17 protein-coding genes are annotated in these 17,764 nt (G+C 62.8%); 10 read left to right on the forward strand and 7 right to left on the reverse strand.

Annotated features, from left to right (window positions below):
* The first annotated feature begins 14 nt into the window (after positions 1-14).
* Positions 15-620, forward strand: coding sequence for a hypothetical protein (locus HMPREF2806_RS12195; RefSeq protein ID WP_070512186.1), 606 nt, complete (start codon positions 15-17; stop codon positions 618-620).
* A 17-nt stretch (positions 621-637) separates the two neighbouring features.
* Here the strand turns inward: HMPREF2806_RS12195 and rsgA are convergent, their stop codons facing one another.
* Positions 638-1,660, reverse strand: coding sequence for a ribosome small subunit-dependent GTPase A (gene rsgA / locus HMPREF2806_RS12200; protein ID WP_070517844.1), 1,023 nt, complete (start codon positions 1,658-1,660; stop codon positions 638-640).
* Positions 1,653-2,957 carry a 3-phosphoshikimate 1-carboxyvinyltransferase gene (gene aroA, locus HMPREF2806_RS12205; protein ID WP_070517845.1) on the reverse strand — a complete coding sequence of 435 codons (1,305 nt, stop codon included), beginning with the start codon at positions 2,955-2,957 and terminating at the stop codon, positions 1,653-1,655. The genes rsgA and aroA overlap by 8 nt, the downstream gene beginning before the upstream one ends.
* On the opposite strand from aroA, the gene HMPREF2806_RS12210 reads away from it, so the two are divergent.
* Positions 2,956-3,618: an SOS response-associated peptidase gene (locus HMPREF2806_RS12210; RefSeq protein ID WP_070517846.1), complete on the forward strand. Its 663-nt coding sequence runs from the start codon at positions 2,956-2,958 to the stop codon at positions 3,616-3,618. The genes aroA and HMPREF2806_RS12210 overlap by 2 nt on opposite strands.
* 23 nt (positions 3,619-3,641) lie before the next feature.
* On the opposite strand, the gene ybaK is transcribed toward HMPREF2806_RS12210, so the two are convergent.
* A complete protein-coding gene (ybaK, locus tag HMPREF2806_RS12215; protein WP_049156088.1) occupies positions 3,642-4,145 on the reverse strand; it encodes a Cys-tRNA(Pro) deacylase in 504 nt (167 codons plus the stop codon).
* A 37-nt stretch (positions 4,146-4,182) separates the two neighbouring features.
* On the opposite strand from ybaK, the gene HMPREF2806_RS12220 reads away from it, so the two are divergent.
* Both HMPREF2806_RS12220 and rsrA read left to right on the forward strand, forming a co-directional pair.
* Positions 4,183-4,788, forward strand: coding sequence for a sigma-70 family RNA polymerase sigma factor (locus tag HMPREF2806_RS12220; RefSeq protein WP_046647460.1), 606 nt, complete (start codon positions 4,183-4,185; stop codon positions 4,786-4,788).
* Positions 4,788-5,060 (forward strand): mycothiol system anti-sigma-R factor, encoded by a 273-nt coding sequence (gene rsrA, locus HMPREF2806_RS13260; RefSeq protein ID WP_080975102.1) that lies wholly within the window; start codon positions 4,788-4,790, stop codon positions 5,058-5,060. The genes HMPREF2806_RS12220 and rsrA overlap by 1 nt, the downstream gene beginning before the upstream one ends.
* Positions 5,061-5,132: 72 nt before the next feature.
* On the opposite strand, the gene HMPREF2806_RS14080 is transcribed toward rsrA, so the two are convergent.
* Positions 5,133-5,207, reverse strand: coding sequence for a 50S ribosomal protein bL37 (locus tag HMPREF2806_RS14080; RefSeq protein ID WP_012714902.1), 75 nt, complete (start codon positions 5,205-5,207; stop codon positions 5,133-5,135).
* A gap of 95 nt (positions 5,208-5,302) precedes the next feature.
* Positions 5,303-5,560, reverse strand: a complete 258-nt coding sequence (locus HMPREF2806_RS12225; RefSeq protein WP_042529827.1) for a WhiB family transcriptional regulator — start codon at positions 5,558-5,560, stop codon at positions 5,303-5,305.
* A gap of 562 nt (positions 5,561-6,122) precedes the next feature.
* On the opposite strand from HMPREF2806_RS12225, the gene HMPREF2806_RS12230 reads away from it, so the two are divergent.
* Positions 6,123-6,581 (forward strand): hypothetical protein, encoded by a 459-nt coding sequence (locus HMPREF2806_RS12230; protein ID WP_070517847.1) that lies wholly within the window; start codon positions 6,123-6,125, stop codon positions 6,579-6,581.
* Here HMPREF2806_RS12230 and HMPREF2806_RS12235 read toward each other — a convergent pair.
* Both HMPREF2806_RS12235 and HMPREF2806_RS12240 read right to left on the reverse strand, forming a co-directional pair.
* Positions 6,578-7,864, reverse strand: a complete 1,287-nt coding sequence (locus HMPREF2806_RS12235) for an Rv3212 family protein (protein ID WP_070517848.1) — start codon at positions 7,862-7,864, stop codon at positions 6,578-6,580. The genes HMPREF2806_RS12230 and HMPREF2806_RS12235 overlap by 4 nt on opposite strands.
* Positions 7,861-9,255 (reverse strand): DEAD/DEAH box helicase, encoded by a 1,395-nt coding sequence (locus HMPREF2806_RS12240; RefSeq protein WP_070517849.1) that lies wholly within the window; start codon positions 9,253-9,255, stop codon positions 7,861-7,863. Before HMPREF2806_RS12240 ends, HMPREF2806_RS12235 begins: the two co-directional genes overlap by 4 nt.
* 103 nt (positions 9,256-9,358) lie before the next feature.
* Between HMPREF2806_RS12240 and HMPREF2806_RS12245 the strand changes: the two genes are divergently transcribed.
* From HMPREF2806_RS12245 to HMPREF2806_RS12265, 5 genes are read left to right on the forward strand one after another with little or no spacing between them, the layout of a single operon-like run.
* Positions 9,359-9,580, forward strand: a complete 222-nt coding sequence (locus HMPREF2806_RS12245; protein WP_046647465.1) for a DUF3107 domain-containing protein — start codon at positions 9,359-9,361, stop codon at positions 9,578-9,580.
* A 32-nt stretch (positions 9,581-9,612) separates the two neighbouring features.
* Complete coding sequence (locus tag HMPREF2806_RS12250) at positions 9,613-10,554, forward strand: DUF3152 domain-containing protein (RefSeq protein ID WP_070517850.1); 942 nt, start codon at positions 9,613-9,615, stop codon at positions 10,552-10,554.
* Between the two features lie 29 nt (positions 10,555-10,583).
* On the forward strand, positions 10,584-11,357 hold the full coding sequence (locus HMPREF2806_RS12255; RefSeq protein WP_070517851.1) for a hypothetical protein: 774 nt from the start codon (positions 10,584-10,586) through the stop codon (positions 11,355-11,357).
* 3 nt (positions 11,358-11,360) lie between these two features.
* Positions 11,361-14,537 (forward strand): ATP-dependent DNA helicase, encoded by a 3,177-nt coding sequence (locus tag HMPREF2806_RS12260; protein WP_232745474.1) that lies wholly within the window; start codon positions 11,361-11,363, stop codon positions 14,535-14,537.
* Complete coding sequence (locus HMPREF2806_RS12265) at positions 14,530-17,742, forward strand: ATP-dependent helicase (RefSeq protein WP_070517852.1); 3,213 nt, start codon at positions 14,530-14,532, stop codon at positions 17,740-17,742. The genes HMPREF2806_RS12260 and HMPREF2806_RS12265 overlap by 8 nt, the downstream gene beginning before the upstream one ends.
* Positions 17,743-17,764: the final 22 nt, after the last annotated feature.

The raw sequence follows: 17,764 nt of genomic DNA on the forward strand, positions 1-17,764 counted from the left end.
AAGGTCCCCTCAGCATGACTTCCTCTCGTCTTCGCCGCGTAGTTGCTACCTCCACCTTGTCCGTCGCACTTGTTGCTGGCGGAATCGCTGCCCCCACTGCGGGTGCGGTGACCACCTCCATCAAGAATGACAAGTGCACCATCACGTTGAGCGAGGACGAAGCCAGCGACCTCAAGAACGCGGAGTCCAAGGACAACGACGTCGACAGCAGCCTGCTGAAGGATGGCCTTAAGATTTCGCCCAAGGACGCGGAGAAGCGTGCTCGCGACGTAGAGAACCAATCGGACGAGCTCTACCGTGCTCTGGCTGGCTATGAGGCAGAGGTCGAGCTCGGTGACGAGGACGCCGTCAAGCGCGCTAAGAACAACATCAAGGTAGCCGAGACTTTCCGCGACATCGCGCCGGAGTACGTCAAGGCTCTCGATGCGTGTGCCAAGAAGGAAGAGTTCAACAAGAAGGCACCGAGCGGTGATAACACCTCCTCCAACATCGACAAGGGTGGCGCCATCATCCTCGGTGTATCCGGCGCCCTGACGGTGTTCTTTATGGCTCTCCGCGCTGCCAGCCCCTTCCTGAAGACCGTCCTGCCGCCGCAGCTGGCGGCTATGCTTCCGGCCTAAGCTTGAGGGCTTAAGGCCTAAGCCCAATCGACGTTGGTGCGCAGGGAGGCCAAAAGGCCCCGCACTGCGTCGCGACGGCGCGCAGAAGCAGTGCCTTCCTCGATGTTTAAGTCCAGGCCGCACTCAGGGTCCGCGGGCGGCCCAGCATGCGTGCAGCCGCGCGGGCAGTCCTCGATGGCTTCGGCCAGATCATCGAAGACCTCGATGACGTTCTCCGCGTCAATGTGGGCTAAGCCAAAGGAGCGGATGCCGGGGGTATCAATGATCCACCCGCCATTCGGCGTGCTTCCTTCCGCCGGCAGGCGCAATGCCACCGACTGCGTCGAGGTGTGGCGGCCCTTGCCCACGGCGGAAACCTCGCCGGTCTCTCGGTTGGCGTCCGGGACAAGCCGGTTCACCAGGGTGGACTTTCCCACGCCCGAGTGGCCTATGAGGGCCGTGACATGTCCATCAATTGCGGCACAGACCTGCTCCAGCCCATCGTCGACGCCGGCCTCCACCACCGTGACATCCAAGTCCGCAAACTCTTGGGCAAACGGAGTGGGGTCGGTGAGGTCGGTCTTCGTTAGACATAGGACCGGCTGGATATTGCCGGCAAAGGCCGCGATGAGGGCACGCTCCACGAATCCAGAGCGCGGCGGTGGATCCGCCACGGCGCTGACGATGAGCAGGCGGTCCGCATTCGCCACCACGATGCGCTCATAAGGGTCAGTGTCATCCGCGGTGCGCCGGAGGACGGAACGGCGTTCCTCCAGCTTGACGATGCGTGCCAAGGTGTCCTTGCGCCCGGAGGTATCGCCCACGACGCCGACGCGGTCGCCGACCTCGACGGGCGTGCGGCCCATCTCGCGGGCGCGCATCGCGGTGACGACTGGGCCATCGTTATCAAGGGCAACCCCCCAGCGCCCGCGGTCCTTGGTGATCACCATGCCGAACTTGGCATCCTTGTGCTTTGGGCGGTCCTTCGTGCGCGGGCGCGAGCCTTTGCCGGGCCGGATGCGGACATCGGATTCGTCATAGCTGCTCGCGCGCCTAGCCACGGATCATGGCCTCCCACATCCCGGCGAAGCCGGGCAGAGTCTTGGACGTGGTATCGATGTCCTCGACCTCGACCCCTTCGACTGTTAAGCCGATGATGGCGCCGGCGGTGGCCATTCGGTGGTCGGCGTAGGAGTGCCACTGCCCTCCGTGGAGTGGGGCAGGGGTGATGCGGAGGCCGTCGTCAAGCTCGGTGACGTTGCCTCCCAAGCCGTTGATCTCGGTAGCGAGGGCCGCCAGACGGTCCGTCTCGTGACCGCGCAGGTGCGCGATGCCGGTCAACGTCGAAGGCGTGGAGGCCAGCGCGCACAGCGCAGCCACGGTCGGGGTGAGTTCACCGATATCGCCCATGTCGAGATCGATACCGCGCAGACCTGCTAGGCCCTCCTCTGGGCCGGTGACCTTCAGGTACGGATCCTGGCGAGGTGCCTGCGGGACGTACTCAACCTGAGCTCCCATCTGTTCCAAGATGCTGCGGAAAGCGTCACCAGGCTGGTCCGTTTCCTCCGGCCAGTTCGGGATGCTTACGCTGCCGCCACAGGTGGCAGCAGCGGCAAGGAAAGGAGTGGCGTTGGAGAGGTCCGGCTCGATATACCACTCGCGGCCTTCAATCTTTCCAGGGCGCACGACCCAATTATCTTCGCCCGCGACTACATGCACGCCGGCATCACGCAGCATGCCGATGGTCATCAGGATGTGGGGCTGGGAAGGTACGGTGCCGCCTTCGTGGCGCACGCTGAGCCCGTAGCGGTAGCGCGCACCGGCCAGGAGCAGGCCAGAGACGAACTGGGAGGAGGCGGAAGCGTCAATGGTGACCTCGGCGCCCTCTGGGACACCATGGGGCGTGATGGTCAGCGGCAGGCTATCGCCCTTGATGTCAACGCCCAGCTCACGCAGGGCCTTCGTCATGGTGGACATGGGGCGCTTGCGCGCATACGGGTCGCCATCGATGATGACGGGGCCATCCGCCAATGCGGCTACCGGTGGCAAAAAGCGCATAATCGTGCCGGCCAAGCCGCAATCGACGGTCGCCCCATGCAGCTGGCCCGGGGTCACACGCAGGTGCGGGCCCCAGTCGGAGATACCTACGCCCATGGCCTTCAAGGCTTCTTTCATCAGGTCAGTATCGCGGGAGATCAGTGGGTTGTAGATGATAGAGGGGGAGTCAGCCAGCGCGGCGAGGATGAGGGCGCGGTTGGTCATCGACTTCGATCCGGGGACTTCTTGAGTCCAGGACAGCGGGCCGGTGGGTTGGGGAGCACTCCAGTAAGCAGACATGTAGTCCATAATAAAGGGCATGTGCGGAAGATTTGTTCTGTTCACCGAGTCCCTACTGGAGGAAATCGGAGCGTGGGAGTCCATTACGGAAGTTCATGCGCCGGAAGGCCTGCCGCCGGCACGCTATAACATTGCTCCGACCCAGCCCATCGCCATCGTGCGGGTTGCGGAGGAGACCGCCCGTGTGGAGCCAGCGCGCTGGGGACTTATTCCGCATTGGAAGAAAGACCTCGACGGCCCGCCCCTGTTTAATGCCCGCGCGGAGACTGTGGCGCAGAAACCTTCCTTTCGCGATGCCTTCAAGGCGCAGCGCTGCGTCATCCCGCTGGATGGCTACTACGAGTGGAAAGCCGGGGAAGATAAGAAGGCCAAGAAACAGCCCTACTATGTGACCGGACCCGATGGCCTGTTGTGGGCGGCTGGTTTGTGGGCCACGGGGATGGAGAGGCTCTCAGCCACGATGGTGACCACGGATGCCACGGAGGAGATGGCGTGGCTGCATCACCGGCTACCCAAGTTTCTGACTACAGATGAGATCGCACCTTGGCTGGCGGGGGAGGCTCTGTTGGAGCCGAGCTCCGTGCGCGGCTTCCAGGCACACCCGGCGGACCCCGCGGTGGGTAACGTCCGCAACGACTACGCAGAGCTTATCGACGAACCACCGGCCGCCACCCTGTTCTAGTACGCGAGCTCTAGACGGCAGAACTAGTCGGCGAGCACGTCGGCGAAGGAGAGCTCCAGGACGCGGGGGAGATCCTCCGGGTTCATCTCGATGTCGAGGCCACGCTTGCCGCCGGAGAAAAAGATGGTGTCGAAGAGTAGCGCCGTCTCGTCAACAACGGTGGGCAGGACATGCTTGTGCCCTAACGGGGAGATGCCGCCGGGGATGTAGCCGGAGGACTTGGAGGCGTCGGCAGGCGCGGCCATTGTGGCCTTGGACGCACCGAAAGCGGCGGCGGCCTTCTTGAGGCTGAGCTGGTGGGTGACCGGAAGGACGCAGACGGCAAGTTGGCGTTTGGGGCCTTTGCCGGCGCTCAGATCAATGACGAGGGTTTTGAAGATGCGTTCAGGCGCAACATCGAGGGCCGCAGCGGCTGCCTCGCCGAAGTTTTCGCGACCGCCGTCGAAGGTGGAGACGCGGTGGTCAATACCTGCCTCTTCGAGGAGTTTGAGAGCGGGGGTAGCGGCACGCGGGGTCTTCTTAGACATATAAACCACCCTAGTCCGGAGCGCTAGGATGGTCGGTATGGCCACAGAAACGACGAGCGAGACGCTTCAGAAACAGCGGTTGTTTGAGGAGCAAGCCTTGCCCTTGCTGGACCAGCTCTACGGCGGAGCGATGCGTCTGACGCGCAACCCGCAAGATGCAGAGGATTTGATCCAAGAGACCTACCTCAAGGCCTTTAGCAACTTCGATTCCTTCAAACAGGGCACGAACTTGAAGGCGTGGCTGTACCGCATCATGACGAATGCCTACATCAATTCTTACCGGAAGGCCAAGCGCCGCCCGGTGGAATCCTCAGCGGATGAGCTGAGTGACTTTCAGCTGTATACCACGTCCGGGCATGATTCCACGGGCCTGGAATCAGCGGAGGTCGAAGCACTCAAGCAGATGCCGGATTCGGAGATTTCCGAGGCCATGAATGACCTGCCGGAGGACTACCGCATGGTGGTGTACTACTCGGATGTGGTGGGTTTGGCTTATAAGGAAATCGCAGAAGTGATGGGCACCCCGTTGGGGACGGTCATGAGCCGCCTCCACCGCGGAAGAAAACTACTCCGCGCGGCGTTGAAGGACGTAGCACGAGAAAAAGGCATTGGTCGCAACCACCCAGAGATGGAGGAGAAGTAATGGAACGCGCAACAGGACGCAATTGCGGTGCGTGTAACTCTCCCGAGGTTGAAGCGCTCTTTCGGGAGCTGTTCGATGAATCAACGAGCTATGCGCGAGCACTGGAAATCCGCGAGCACCTCGCGCAGTGCGATGCCTGTCAGCAACGCGTCGAGAGTGAAGAAGTAGTCCGAGCGCTTGTGCGCAAATGTTGCGGGGGACAGGCTGCACCGCAGTCACTGCGCCAGCGCATTTGCGTGGAGATTACGCGGACTGAAATCACCTGGGGTTAGGCCTCGGCGTATAAGCAAAGGGCTCGTTCCCGTCCTCGGAATGAGGAAGGAAACGAGCCCTGAATGCTGACGTTATGCGTTAGGACGCTTGCCGTGGTTAGCGGACTTCTTACGGCGATCCTTGCGCTTACGGCCACGCTTGCTCATCGCGTACTCCTTCTGTTAAGGGTAAATGAACTTATTTAACTGTAGCGGCAGGGTATGCCGGAGTGTTAATCGGGGGTGTGCCTTCTGAGGGTTCTTTAGGCAGAAACGCGGGCGCGGGCGCGGCTGCGGTTGCGGCGCTTGATGGCGCGGCGCTCTTCCTCAGAGAGACCGCCCCAGACACCGGCGTCCTGGCCGGATTCCAGGGCCCACTTGAGGCAGGAAGAGGCAACTGGGCAGCGGTTGCAGACCAGCTTGGCCTTAGCGATCTGGGTGAGTGCAGGGCCGGAATTACCGACGGGGAAGAAGAGCTCCGGGTCTTCGTCGCGGCAAACAGCTTCGTGGCGCCAATCCATGATTGAAATCTCCTAACAAATTTTTGACAGCAGTGGGTGAAAGTAGGCGCACCTAGGGCAGTTCACAGCTGTGAACTGTTCCGAGTGCTACGGGGTGAAGTGGACTGGTCTGCGGTCAGTGGGGCCCTGTCTCGAGTTGGGGCCAGCGTCGACGCCGCCGTGGTTCACTTTCTGTTAACTCGAAGTTTGCTCCGAGTTATGAACTGATTTAACAGCTCGTTGTTTTTGCTACCTGAGAATAATGACACGTTTACTCAAAGTCCGCTAGGGGTAAAGGCTAAAAAGTGTCCAAAGTCACTAAAGAAATGTGGTCGCTTTAGGGTTTGCTAATGGATTGAAGGCTGTAAGAAGACTGTCAATAATCCGCCTACCAGCGCTGATAGGGGTAAAACTGTGAGTGTGGTGACCTGGATCGCGTCAAATCCATATTCAGTCCTCTGCCCCCGAAAACCCTGTGTGAGGGAAGGCCTAGCTGAATGCCGAGGACTGTGTCTGCGGGGCGGGGGAGTCTGCGGTGTGGAGATGGCCTAAACCGAAGGGGTAAGAAGTAGACTAAGCGGCCGTGAACAAGAAGAAGAAACAGTCCTCGACTACGTCACCTCGTACCAGTGGGAATGGCGCGCCGGCTTCAGTCATCGCGGCTGCGGGAATCGCGGTGGTTCAGTCCATCGCCGTAATCATCTTTGGCATTTTCCTCATCGTCCGTGAGGTATCTGGTGCTGAAAACGACTCGATGGTTTCGGACTCAGGCGCGACAGGCTTCGTCGGCCTGGGCACGGCTATCTTCATTTTTATCGTCTTCGGCTTTGTCATCGTTGGCTCCTGGGCCTTCGTCAAAGGCAAACGCTGGGGCCGCGGAGCCATCGTGCTGGTGGAATTCATCCTGGGCGCCATGGCTTTTCAGATGTTTAGCGGTGGCTCAGTGCTGCTAGGCATCGTGACCTTGGCAAGCGCCGGGCTTGTCCTATACCTGCTTATGGCGCGGCCCGAGGCGGCGCAGTGGGCTGAAAGCCACTTCTAGGATGCCTTGAGCGCTACGGCAGTATCCCCGCGCTGCTCAACGATGACCGAACCGGACAAGGTCAGCGAAATCGGGCCGGAATAGCCATCGCGGTCGACGGGGATGGTGCGCTCAGTCTTACCGGACGACCAATCCACCACGTCGATTCCTTCTTCAGTGGGCACGAGAACGCGTTCGTCAACGGCAATGCCGGTGCCCAGCGCTTGCTCTAGTACGTGGTCAACCTTGAGCTGAGTTGGCGTAAAGAGGTAGAGGCGCTCGCCATCGAACCACGTCATGTGGTGGGGCAGATCGGCTACGGCAGGGGCAAAGGGGGAGGCGGAGTCGGTGATGGATGTCGAAGGTTCCACGTCCGTGGACGACAGCGCTTCACCCTCAAAATTATAGGACACGATGCGAGGCGTATCGCCCGGCAAGAAGACTGCGGCCGCCTCCTGTCCGTAGGCGACGAGGCGCGCGCCCGGATCCTCGATCTCGATGTCCTTGGAAACCTCCGGGGAGCGGGAATCCTCCGGTGTGGCCGTCTGGATACGCAACCACGTGGCATCCGGAGAATCCGGGCAGGATTCGGTCACCGCCATCGTCTCGGTACGGGTCAGCGCTGATGTGATGGCGCAGTCCTCGTGGGGCTGCATGTTGGGTTCCTGCTTGGCATCGACATCGCCGTACTCCACCGTGCGCACGAGGTCGGAGCGCCACAGCTCTACCCGCTCGGCGGAGACAGTTCCCACGCGGTCGTTCGAGACGATGGGGACCACCTCGTCAGAATTGCGGGCGCTGCGGGTATCGGAATACTGGCCGGAAGCAGCATCGATCGCCACCACATCACCGCAGCCGTTGCCCGCATCATAGGAAGCCACAATCTTGTTCCACGCTGTGCCGAGCGAACACAGGTCGGCATCGCGGCGCTGATAGGTCCACACCTCATCGCCGGCAGCATTCGTGGCGCTCAGGGTGTCGCCGTCATGGGTCACCAGCAGGCCCTTCGACGACACAGCCCGGGCTTGGCCTGACACCAAGGCGTTGGGGAGGCTGAAGGATTCGGTGAGGGAGTTCGGGACGGCGGTGAGGAGCGCTGGCTCGGCGTTGGCCGCAGCGTCGACTGCCGGGGTGAGCTCAGCCTTGTGAATCGGTGCGGTGATAACCGCACCACCGATGGCGATGGCGCATACCGCGCTGATCGCGCCCACGGCAATCCAGTCCGCCTTCGTGGAACGCAAAATGGGTGCCTTCTTTGCAGCGGCGTCGTTGACCGGGGATTCTTGGGCGTGCTCGGTGCTCATCGGCGTCCTCCTTGGCGGGGATTGCGTTTACGGGAACGAGTGCGGCGCGAAGCGCGAGCAGAGCGCGTGGATTCACCACGCGGTGAGCCTCCACGCGGTGAGCCTCCACGCGGTGAGCCCGTGCGCCGGGGTCCACCCAACACCTTGGTGGGCGGGCCGACCGTATCGGCAACCCCCTCCGGAACATCAAGTGCTTCCGCGAGCTCCGGGGACGTACTGAACCACTGCGGCGGCTCCGGCTGGCCCAAGTCGAGCTCGTCGTTGATGACTTGCCACTTTCCCAGTTCGTCATAACCGACGAGGGTCACCGCCGTGCCCGTATGGCCGGCGCGGCCAGTACGGCCGATGCGGTGAACAAACGTCATCGGATCGTCCGGAACCTGATAGTTGATGACGTGGGTGACATCTTCAATGTCGATGCCGCGGGCGGCGACATCCGTGGCTACGAGAATCTCCACGGTGCCGTCACGGAAGGCATCGAGCGAGCGCTCGCGTGCTTTTTGATCCATGTCGCCATGAACCGCGCCCACGCTAAAACCGCGCTGTGCTAGCTCGTCTGCGACGGCAGCCGCCGAGCGCTTCGTGCGCGTGAAAATGATGGTGCGCCCGCGACCGTGGGCCTGCAGGATCTTTCCCAGTACCGCAATCTTGTCCATGCGGTGCGCTTGGAAGGTGACCTTGCGTGTGGAGGCATGGGTCTGCTGGGCGTCAGCAGATTCGGCACGGATGTGTACTGGCTGGTCCAAGAAGGTGCGAGCCAGCGTCACGATGGGGCCAGGCATGGTGGCGGAAAAGAGCATGGTCTGGTGCGGGTTGCCGTGCAGCAGGGAGAGAATCTTCTCGATGTCCGGAAGGAAGCCCAAATCCAGCATCTCGTCGGCCTCATCCAATACAAGAACGCTGACCTGATCGAAGGATAAGTGCTTCTTCTGGCAGAGATCGAGGAGGCGGCCCGGGGTGCCCACGACGACGTCCGCGCCTGCCGTGATCTGCTTGATTTGTTCCTCATAGGGGCGACCGCCACACAAGGTGATGACGCTGAGCGGCAGATTCGCGGCAGCGGCCTGCAAGTCCCCGCTGACCTGGATGGCGAGCTCGCGCGTTGGCGCAATGACCAGCGCGCGGGGAGTTCCGTCGAGCTCCGGAATATCGGCATCATCGAAGACGCGATCGAGAAGCGGTACACCGAAGCCGTAGGTCTTTCCCATGCCGGTGCGGGCTTGACCAATGAGGTCCTGGCCATTGAGAGCGATGGGGAGCGTGAGCTCCTGGATGGCGAAGGTGTGCGTAATCCCGTTGTCAGCGAGGGCATCGCAGATCTCTACAGCGACGCCGAGTTCGGCAAAGGTAGGGGATTCGCGGGAATCGCGGGAAGATTTCGGGGCAAGCACACCTTGATAGTAGAGGACGTGGCTATAGTGGGGCCATTAGAGCGCCGGGGGCGCAGGCCTCACGGCACCGATTAATGACAACGATCTAAGGGAGACACACCACATGGACATCAAGTTTGGTTTTGCCGATACCGCCCGCGAACTGGTGATTCACGCCGAAGGCGAGCGTGAGGAACTGACCCAGACCATTAACAACGCCTTGGCGGAGAACTCTACCCTCGAATTGAAAGACACCAAGGGCCGCTCCTACATTGTGCGCACCGAGCGAGTCGTCTACGTAGAAATCGGCACCGCACGCGCCCACACCGTCGGTTTCGCGGGCTAAGTACGCGCGCGCCGTCTCAGCGGGTAGCCTAAATGGCCATGGAGAATCCCGCGGATCTTGGACAGCACCCACAGCGCCTTTCAGCGGTGGAGCGTTTCGCTCGCGAGTATGGCTGGTGGCGCGTGGTGGCGATCCCTGTCATGGTCGTCATCACCGTGTGGGTGCTCGTTGACGTTTTCCGCTCCCCAGCCCAGGAGGCAGAAGTGACGGCGGCAGGGGAGACGTCGACAAGCAGCGCCACCGCAACCCCGTCCCTGCCCAAGGGGCCCGATCCTGCCAACGCCAGTGCGATCGCTGCCGCCAAGGATGGCTTGCCCGCCGGCGGTGCCTTCACGGAGCAAGGTGATGAAACCTACCGCGATGCTGGCCCTTCCACCATGCACGCGGGCAAGGGCGGAAAACAGACCATCCGTTTCTCTGTGGAGATCGAAAACGGCGTGGACACCTCCACCTACGGTGGGGATGCTGCGGTGGTCGCTCTGGTCGACGCCACCCTGTCCGACCCCCGCGGGTGGACCGCCAACGGAGACTTCGAATTCATCCACGTCAAGGCCGAGGACAACCCGGATACGCACATCCGTCTGACCTCACTGGGGACCACGGCGAAGCTGTGTGGTGCGCAGCTGGAATCGGAAACCTCGTGTCACACGACGATTACCGGTGAATCCGCGGTCAACCTCAACGAGTCTCGCTGGGTGCGGGGCGCTGCACCGTTTGAGGGGGATTTGGGCAACTACCGCCAGTACCTGATCAACCATGAGTTCGGCCACGCCATTGGTTACGCGGCCCACCAGCCCTGTGGTGGCGAGGGTAATCTCGCGCCCGTCATGATGCAGCAGACGCTGAGCCTCAACAACGGGAAGCTCTTTGAGAAAGAACCAAACGAGGTGTATCCGGACGAGGACGTCACCTGCGAGCCGAACCCGTGGCCCTACCCGAATCCGGCTAATTCTGATCACGCCAAGCCCGAGTAAGCCGCTCGAAATTTAAGGACTATTTCCCCATGCCACTGCCACCTGAGCCCGTTCTTGCCGCCTTCAACGCCGAGTTCCACCCGCGCCGCACACAGGGAGAGCTCGTGGGGCCTGCCTGGGATAACGGGATTCGCGTCGGGGATATCGTCTTTGCCGAGGCGCGGCCGTGGACTGGTTGGTCCGCCAAGGTACGCGAGAAACTCAGCGTGCCGGGAGCGCGTATCGCCCGCCCGGTTCTGACCGCCGATGGGCGCTACACAGCCGCTGGGTGGAAGGCCACGCAATTCGTGGAGGGCCAGCTGCGAGGTCGCATCGATGAAACCGTGCAGTTGGCGCTGCGCCTTGATGACGCCCTCGATGTGGCCCCGCTGCCCACCATGGACCGACTCGAGGACGTATTTGCGCGGGCGGAGCGGGCCGCGTGGGAGGAGAGCGGCGAAGCTTATTCTGATGCTGAGCTTGCGCACCTCCCGTTGGTCACCGCTCACATGGATCTTCTGGGAACCACCATTTTTTCCGGCGCCAATCCGCCGGCGCTGATTGATGTCGTGCCTTCTGCCGCTCCGCGTCCGGCGGGCTGGACTGCAGCGATAGTCATGGTGGATGGTCTGATTGCGGGGGCGGTGGATGGTGATATTTGCACCCGCTTTGCAGCGGTGCCCGGAATGCAGCAGCTCTTGCTGCGTGCGGTGGCGTATCGCCGTTACGTCAATATCCTGCACCCGCGCTCCAAGGCGACCGTGCGTTCGAACATTGAAAGGGTGGAAGAGGCCCTCGTGTCCGCGGCATCTGACAGACTGTAGGACGTGAAGTACAGCAGCGAATCCCCCACACGTTCCGGCGTCACGCTTCCTCCCTCGCCGGATGTCCGCCTTGTTCCCCGGAACCGCCGGGCCACGTCTCGCACATGGGATGTACCGGTGCCCGCGGAGGGCACGTGGCGGGTGCTCGGCGCGGCCGGGTCTGGAGTATCGAGCCTGCTGATCGACGTGGTCTTGGGCCAGCTCAACGCCGGGGCCGATGCCTCCGGCATCCTCGTCGTCGCCCCGTCCAAGGAATCCGGTTCGCTGCTGCGCCGGGAATTAGCAGAAAACCTCGATGATTATGCGGCGCAAACATCGATGGTGCGCTCGGTGCACTCGTTGGCCTTTGCATTGCTGCGCCAGAGCAGCGAGGAAGAGCTGCGCCTGATTACCGGCGCAGAGCAGGATGCGGTCATCCGCGAGCTGCTCCAAGGCCATGCTGCGGATGGTAGGGGCGCGTGGCCGGAGGAGATGCGGCCGGCCCTGGAGTACGTGGGTTTTGCGCGCCAGTTGCGTGACTTGTTGTTGCGTGCCATCGAACGGGGGCTGGGCCCGACAGAGCTCGAGGAGCTCGGGGAGCGTCATGCTCGGCCCATGTGGACTGCCGCCGGCGAGTTCCTGCGCGAATATGAGCGGACTCAGGCGCTGGCGGGTTCGCATTCCTATTCCGCTGCGGAGCTGGTCAGCCAGGTGCTTTTGCGCCCAGAGCTGTTGCGCCAGCACCCCTGGCACACCATCGTGGTTGATGACGCCCAGCTGCTGGATCCGACCTCCGGCCAGCTTATCGCGGAGTTGGCGAAGACCGCCCGTCTCACCGTGATTGGTGGTGACCCCGACCAAGCAGTCTTTGCCTTCCGCGGTGCTAATTCGGAATTCCTCACCACGTGGGAGGCGGAGAACGAGCTGCGCTTAGACTCGACGCACCGCACTCCCTCCCCGGCCTGCGTGAGCGTCGTGGATTCGCGCGGCACCTTGCGTGATGTCCTGGCCAACACGGTTCGTCGCCGGCACCTCGAGGACGGTGTGGACTGGCGTGATATCGCTGTCATCGTGCGCTCTACCGGGGATATCGGCCCCGCCCGGCGCACGCTGCTGTCTGCTGGCGTGCCGGTGCACATCAACCCCACGGACGTGGTGCTGGCGGAACAGCGCTTGGTCAAGGCGGTGCTTCTGGCTCTGCGTTCCTTGGAGAATGAGCTTGAGCCTGTGGAGCTCGAGGACCTGATTACTGGTCCCGTCGGCGGTGCTGATCCGGTGACGCTGCGGAGGCTCATTCGCGGCCTGCGCCGTTGGAAGCCGGAGCAGCGCGGTATGGATACGCTGCGAGAGCTGCTGGATGGTGAGTTGCCGGACTTCAACAACCTCCTGACAGAGCGCGAAGAAGCGATCCTGGCTCGTATTCGCGGGGTGCTATCCGCCGGGCGCGCGGCCCTGCACGCAGGCGCCGCAGTCGAGGAAGTCCTCTGGGAGGTGTGGCAGGCCACCGGTCTGGACACGCGCCTGCAGGCGGCAGCCCTGCGCGGCGGTGCCGCGGGTTCGCAGGCGGACCGAGACCTGGATGCCATGATGGCGCTGTTCGATGCCGCCGGTGACTATGCCGAGCGCCGCCCGGCGGCCTCCCTAGAGTCCTTCATCCTGCACATCACGGAGCAAGAATTGCCCACCGGCGTGCGAGATCGTCGCTCGGCGCTGCCTGATGCAGTTGAAATCCTCACCGCGCACGGCGCGGTGGGCCGCGAGTGGGACACCGTCATCGTGGCGGGCGTTCAAGAAGGAACGTGGCCCTCGGTAGGAGAGACCGGCTCTCTCTTCGGGCAAGAGGACCTCATCGATTTGCTGGATCGCGGCATCACACCCGGTACCCCAGTCAGCCATGTGTCGGGGCGCTTGGCGGAGGAGCGCCGCCTCTTCCACGTGGCTACCACGCGCCACCGGTGCCGCCTGCTCGTCCTCGCGGTGGATTCGCCGGAGAGCGATGTGGCTGAGGAGCCGTCGCGCTTCATCGATGAGTTCCTGTCCGCCCGCGGTGTCGATGTCCCAGGAGCACAAGCGCGCCGGGAAGCGGGTAAGCGGCTGGCGCGCCAGGCCTGGCCACGCGAGCTGGGCCTCGAGGTTCCGGAACCGAATCCAGTGACGTTGCCCAGTGCGGCTAGTGGGGAGGAAGAGCTCGATCCCCTTGACGTCTCCGTGCTCTCGGTTCCCGCCTTCGTGGCGCAGCTGCGGCGTTGCGCTACCGATCCGGAGACGGGTGAGGCCGAGCGCTCCCAAGCGGTGCGGCAGTTGGCCCGTCTGGCGGAGGCTGGGGTTCCGGGGGCGCACCCAGAGCAGTGGTGGGCCGCCCGCGGCGTCGCCTCGGAGCTGCCTCTGCATGGTTCCAATACCGTGTCGCCGTCCCGGGTCGATGCCCTGCTCACGTGTCCGCTCAACGCGGTGCTCGGGCAGCTCGTCGAGGATGACTCAGCGGATATCAACCTTCTGCGGGGAAATTTGGCGCATGCTTTCCTGGAGGCGCTGGGCCGGGGAGCTGCCGCTGAGCCTGCGAAGCAGCTCGTGGTTGATGCCTTCGCCGCGCTGCTTGATGGCCCCGCGTGGCGCCGCGAGGCTGAGCGCGCGGACTTTGAGCGCCTTATCGACCGCACCCACAGCTGGGTGCTCTCGAGCTCGACGTCACTCGAACCCGTCGGCGTTGAGGTTCCCGTCACCGTGGACATCGGCCTCGATGTCACCATTCGTGGGTTTATCGACCGGCTGGCGAAGGCCGGTGAGGACTATGTGGTAGTGGATCTCAAGACCGGAACAACGGTTCCCTCGAAGGCCAGCGCCCAGGACAATACCCAGCTCATGACGTATCAGCTGGCCCTGGCACACGGTGAACTCGTCACGGCACCAGCGGACTCTGACGGCGAGCCTCAGTCTGTATCCATCCGGACCGGTGCCGGCCTGCCGCGTGGCGGCGGCGTGCTGGTGTACCCGCGATCCAGCGCTGCCTCCGTGTCCACCCGGGAACAAGCGACCAAGCCCCCGGAGGAACTCGAGGAATTTGCGCAGGCGCTACCTGCACTCGTGGCCGAGCTGCGCGGACCGGGGCTGACCGCGCGTGAAAACGCCGATTGTGATCGGTGCCCGATCCGCCCTATTTGCCCTGTGATGAATGAAGGAGCTCTGGTGACCGATGCCTAAGAACACCACCCAACACTTCAGTCCTGAAGAGCTGGCCAGTGCGCTGGGGAAGCCTTTTCCTCCCACCGCAGAGCAAGCCGCAGTCATCGACGGTCCACTCGGGCCGAAACTTGTCGTGGCCGGCGCGGGCGCTGGTAAGACGGAGACGATGGCCTCGCGCGTGGTGTCGCTGGTCGCAAACGGGTTGGTGCGGCCCGAGCAAGTCCTGGGCCTGACCTTTACCCGCAAGGCAGCCCAGCAGCTGGAGCAGCGCATCCGCCGCCAGTTGCTGACCCTGCGCTCCTCAGGAATCCTTGCTCCGGGCAGCCCAGCGGCAGAGGCAGTGGAGAATATCGCGCCTAACGTCTCCACCTATGACTCCTACGCGGGTGATCTGGTCCGCGAGTATGGCTTGCTCATGCCGGTGGAGCCGAATGCCCGCATTATCACTGAGGCGGAGCGCTATGCCATCGCCCACGAGGTCGTCAGCAACTACACGGGCTCGCTGAGCACCGATAATGCAGTGGCCACGGTCACCGCCACCTTGCTCAAACTGGCAGAGACCATGGACGGGGAGCTCAAGGATCCCCATGATCTGTATGAGCACGAGGACATCTTCCGCAAGACCGCTGAGGACCTAGAGAAGAGCAAGAGGACCAGCAGTGAGTACAGCCAAAAGCTGCAGGGATACCTGGATACCCAACGCCTGCGCCTGGAGTACCTGCCCTTGGTGGAAGCACTGAAGAAGGAACAGGCGGAGCGGGGCGTCATCACCTTCGGCGAGCAGATGTCCATCGCTGCCACCCTGGCCAAAAACTTCCCCCTCTTGGGCGAGCAACAAAGCGCGCGGTATCGCGTGGTCATGCTGGATGAGTACCAGGACACTTCCCACGCGCAGCGCATCCTGCTGCGTTCCCTCTTCGGTGGTAAGCGCGAGGGGCTCTCGGTTACCGCGGTCGGTGACCCCATGCAGTCCATCTATGGCTGGCGCGGGGCGACGGCGGAAAACCTCGAGGCCTTCGTCACGGACTTCCCGCAGGCTGACGGCACCCCGGCGCCCAAAGACCAGCTGACCACCTCCTGGCGCAACCCCTCGACGGTGCTGGGAATGGCCAATGACGTGGCCTCGAAGCTCTTCTCCGAAAGCCCGGGTGAGCGGCCGGTGGATGAGCTATCGCCGAAGCCCACCGCGCCGGCAGGCACGGTGGAGCTGGGCTATTTCGCCTCCGAAGATGAGGAACGAGACTTCATCGCAGAGCACCTGCGTCAGCTCTATGAGTCCACGCCGGAGGGTGAGGACTTCAGCGCCGCAGTACTCGTGCGCACCAATAAACAGTCGCCGTTGATCGCCGCGGCCCTGGACAAGGCCGGGGTCCCCAACGAAATCTTTGGTCTCGGCGGGCTGCTCTGGCAGCCGGAGATCCAAGACCTCGTAGCGGTGGCCACCTTGCTGGTGCGTCCGCAGGACACCGCGGCGGCGCTGCGCGTGCTGACCGGGCCGATGTGCGGCCTAGGTATCGCCGACATCCAGGCGCTGCATTCGCGTCAGCGCAACCTTGCCGGTGCTGCGGAGGGGCGCACACGCTGGGAGGGCGGTGATCCCCTGGAGCACCTGGCTACCCAAATCGAGGACATCACCGCAGAGGGGCCTGACCAGGTGCTGGGGCTTGCCGACGCCCTCGCAGACCTCGGCGAACGCGAGCGCTACAGTGCCGAAGGCCTAGAGCGCATGGAAGAGGTTTCCTCCAAGCTGCGCTACCTCCGCACCTATTCCCTGGGAAAGTCGCTCAACGACATTGTCGCCGATATTGAGTTGCTCTTTGGTCTGCGTACCGAGGTCTTAGCCTCCGGGAAGCCAGGCGGGGCAACACACCTCGACGCCTTCGCCGACGTCGTCGCTGGTTTCCACGGGGAGGGCCTAGCCGGGCTCCTGGACTATCTTGAGCTGGCTAAGGAGAAGGAAGACGGCCTTGAGTTGGGAGAGGTCCCGCTCGTGCGCAACCGCGTCCACATCATGACGGTGCACAAGGCTAAGGGCTTGGAATGGGAACACCTCTGCGTGGCACACGCGGATTCCACAAGCTATAAGGCGCAGGCGGAGACTTTCCTGACCAAGATCGAAAAAGCACCGGGTGATGAGGATGTCATCGATGTCCCCGAGGACGCGGTGACACGCTCCGACTTCGACAAGGCGTGTGAGGCTTTCAAGGAACAAAACCGCGAGTTCCAAGCAGAGGAAGCAGCCCGCCTGTTCTACGTGGCAATGACCCGCACCGAGTCCACCCTGACGGTGACTGGCTCCGGAACCAATAAGGCGAAGGGCAAGAGCAAGAAGGGCCCGTATTCCTACCTGCAACTGCTGGCGGATAAGCACCCAGAGCTCGTCGTCCACTGGGAGGTCCCCGAGAACCCCGTGGAAGACGAAGAGCGTTCTGTTACGGAGGCCTCCTTCCCTGCACTAACCCCGCAACCGGAAGCGCTCAAGGCCGCAGACGCGGTGCGCGCGGCAATGGAGAACCTGCCACCGCTGCGCGATGGCGAGGTCTTTGGACTCTGGGAGCAGGAGGCGAGCGCGCTCATCGAGGAACACAAAGCCCTCCAAGCCCCGGTGGTCGATGTGGAGCTGCCTGGCGAGTTGACAGCCTCCGACATGGTGGCGATGTCAGCGGATCCCACTCAGTTTGCCCGCCGCCAGCGCCGCCCCATTCCCTTCAAACCTAACTCCTATGCCAAGCGCGGCACCGCCTTCCACGCCTGGCTGGAGGATCGGTTTGGGGCGCCCGCCTTGCTGGGGGAGGACGAGCTGCCCGGCTCCCACGATGAGCCGGACCACGACCTGGAATCACTCAAAGAGTCTTTCCTAGATTCGGAGTGGGCGCAGCGCACACCTGCCTATGTGGAAGCGCCTTTTGAGATCACCATTGGGGACTCGGTCGTCCGCGGCCGCATGGACGCGGTCTTCCAACAACCGGATGGTTCCTGGCTCATCGTGGACTGGAAGACTGGCCGCCGCCCGCAGGGCGCTGCACTGAACTCGGCGCAGATTCAGCTCGCCGTGTATGCGGAGGCATGGCGGCGTATTCACGGCGTGGAGACCGTCCGCGCGGCGTTCTTCTATGTGCATGAGAACTACCTTTTGGAGCCGGATGACTTGCCCACTGGAGCACGGCTGGCTGAGCTTTTAAGCTCTGCAGTTTCCACGCCACCAGGGTTGAGTCTAAGGTAGTCTCACGAGGAAATCCGCATCA

It is taken from the genome of Corynebacterium sp. HMSC076G08 (assembly GCF_001811515.1).
GTDB lineage: Bacteria > Actinomycetota > Actinomycetes > Mycobacteriales > Mycobacteriaceae > Corynebacterium > Corynebacterium hiratae.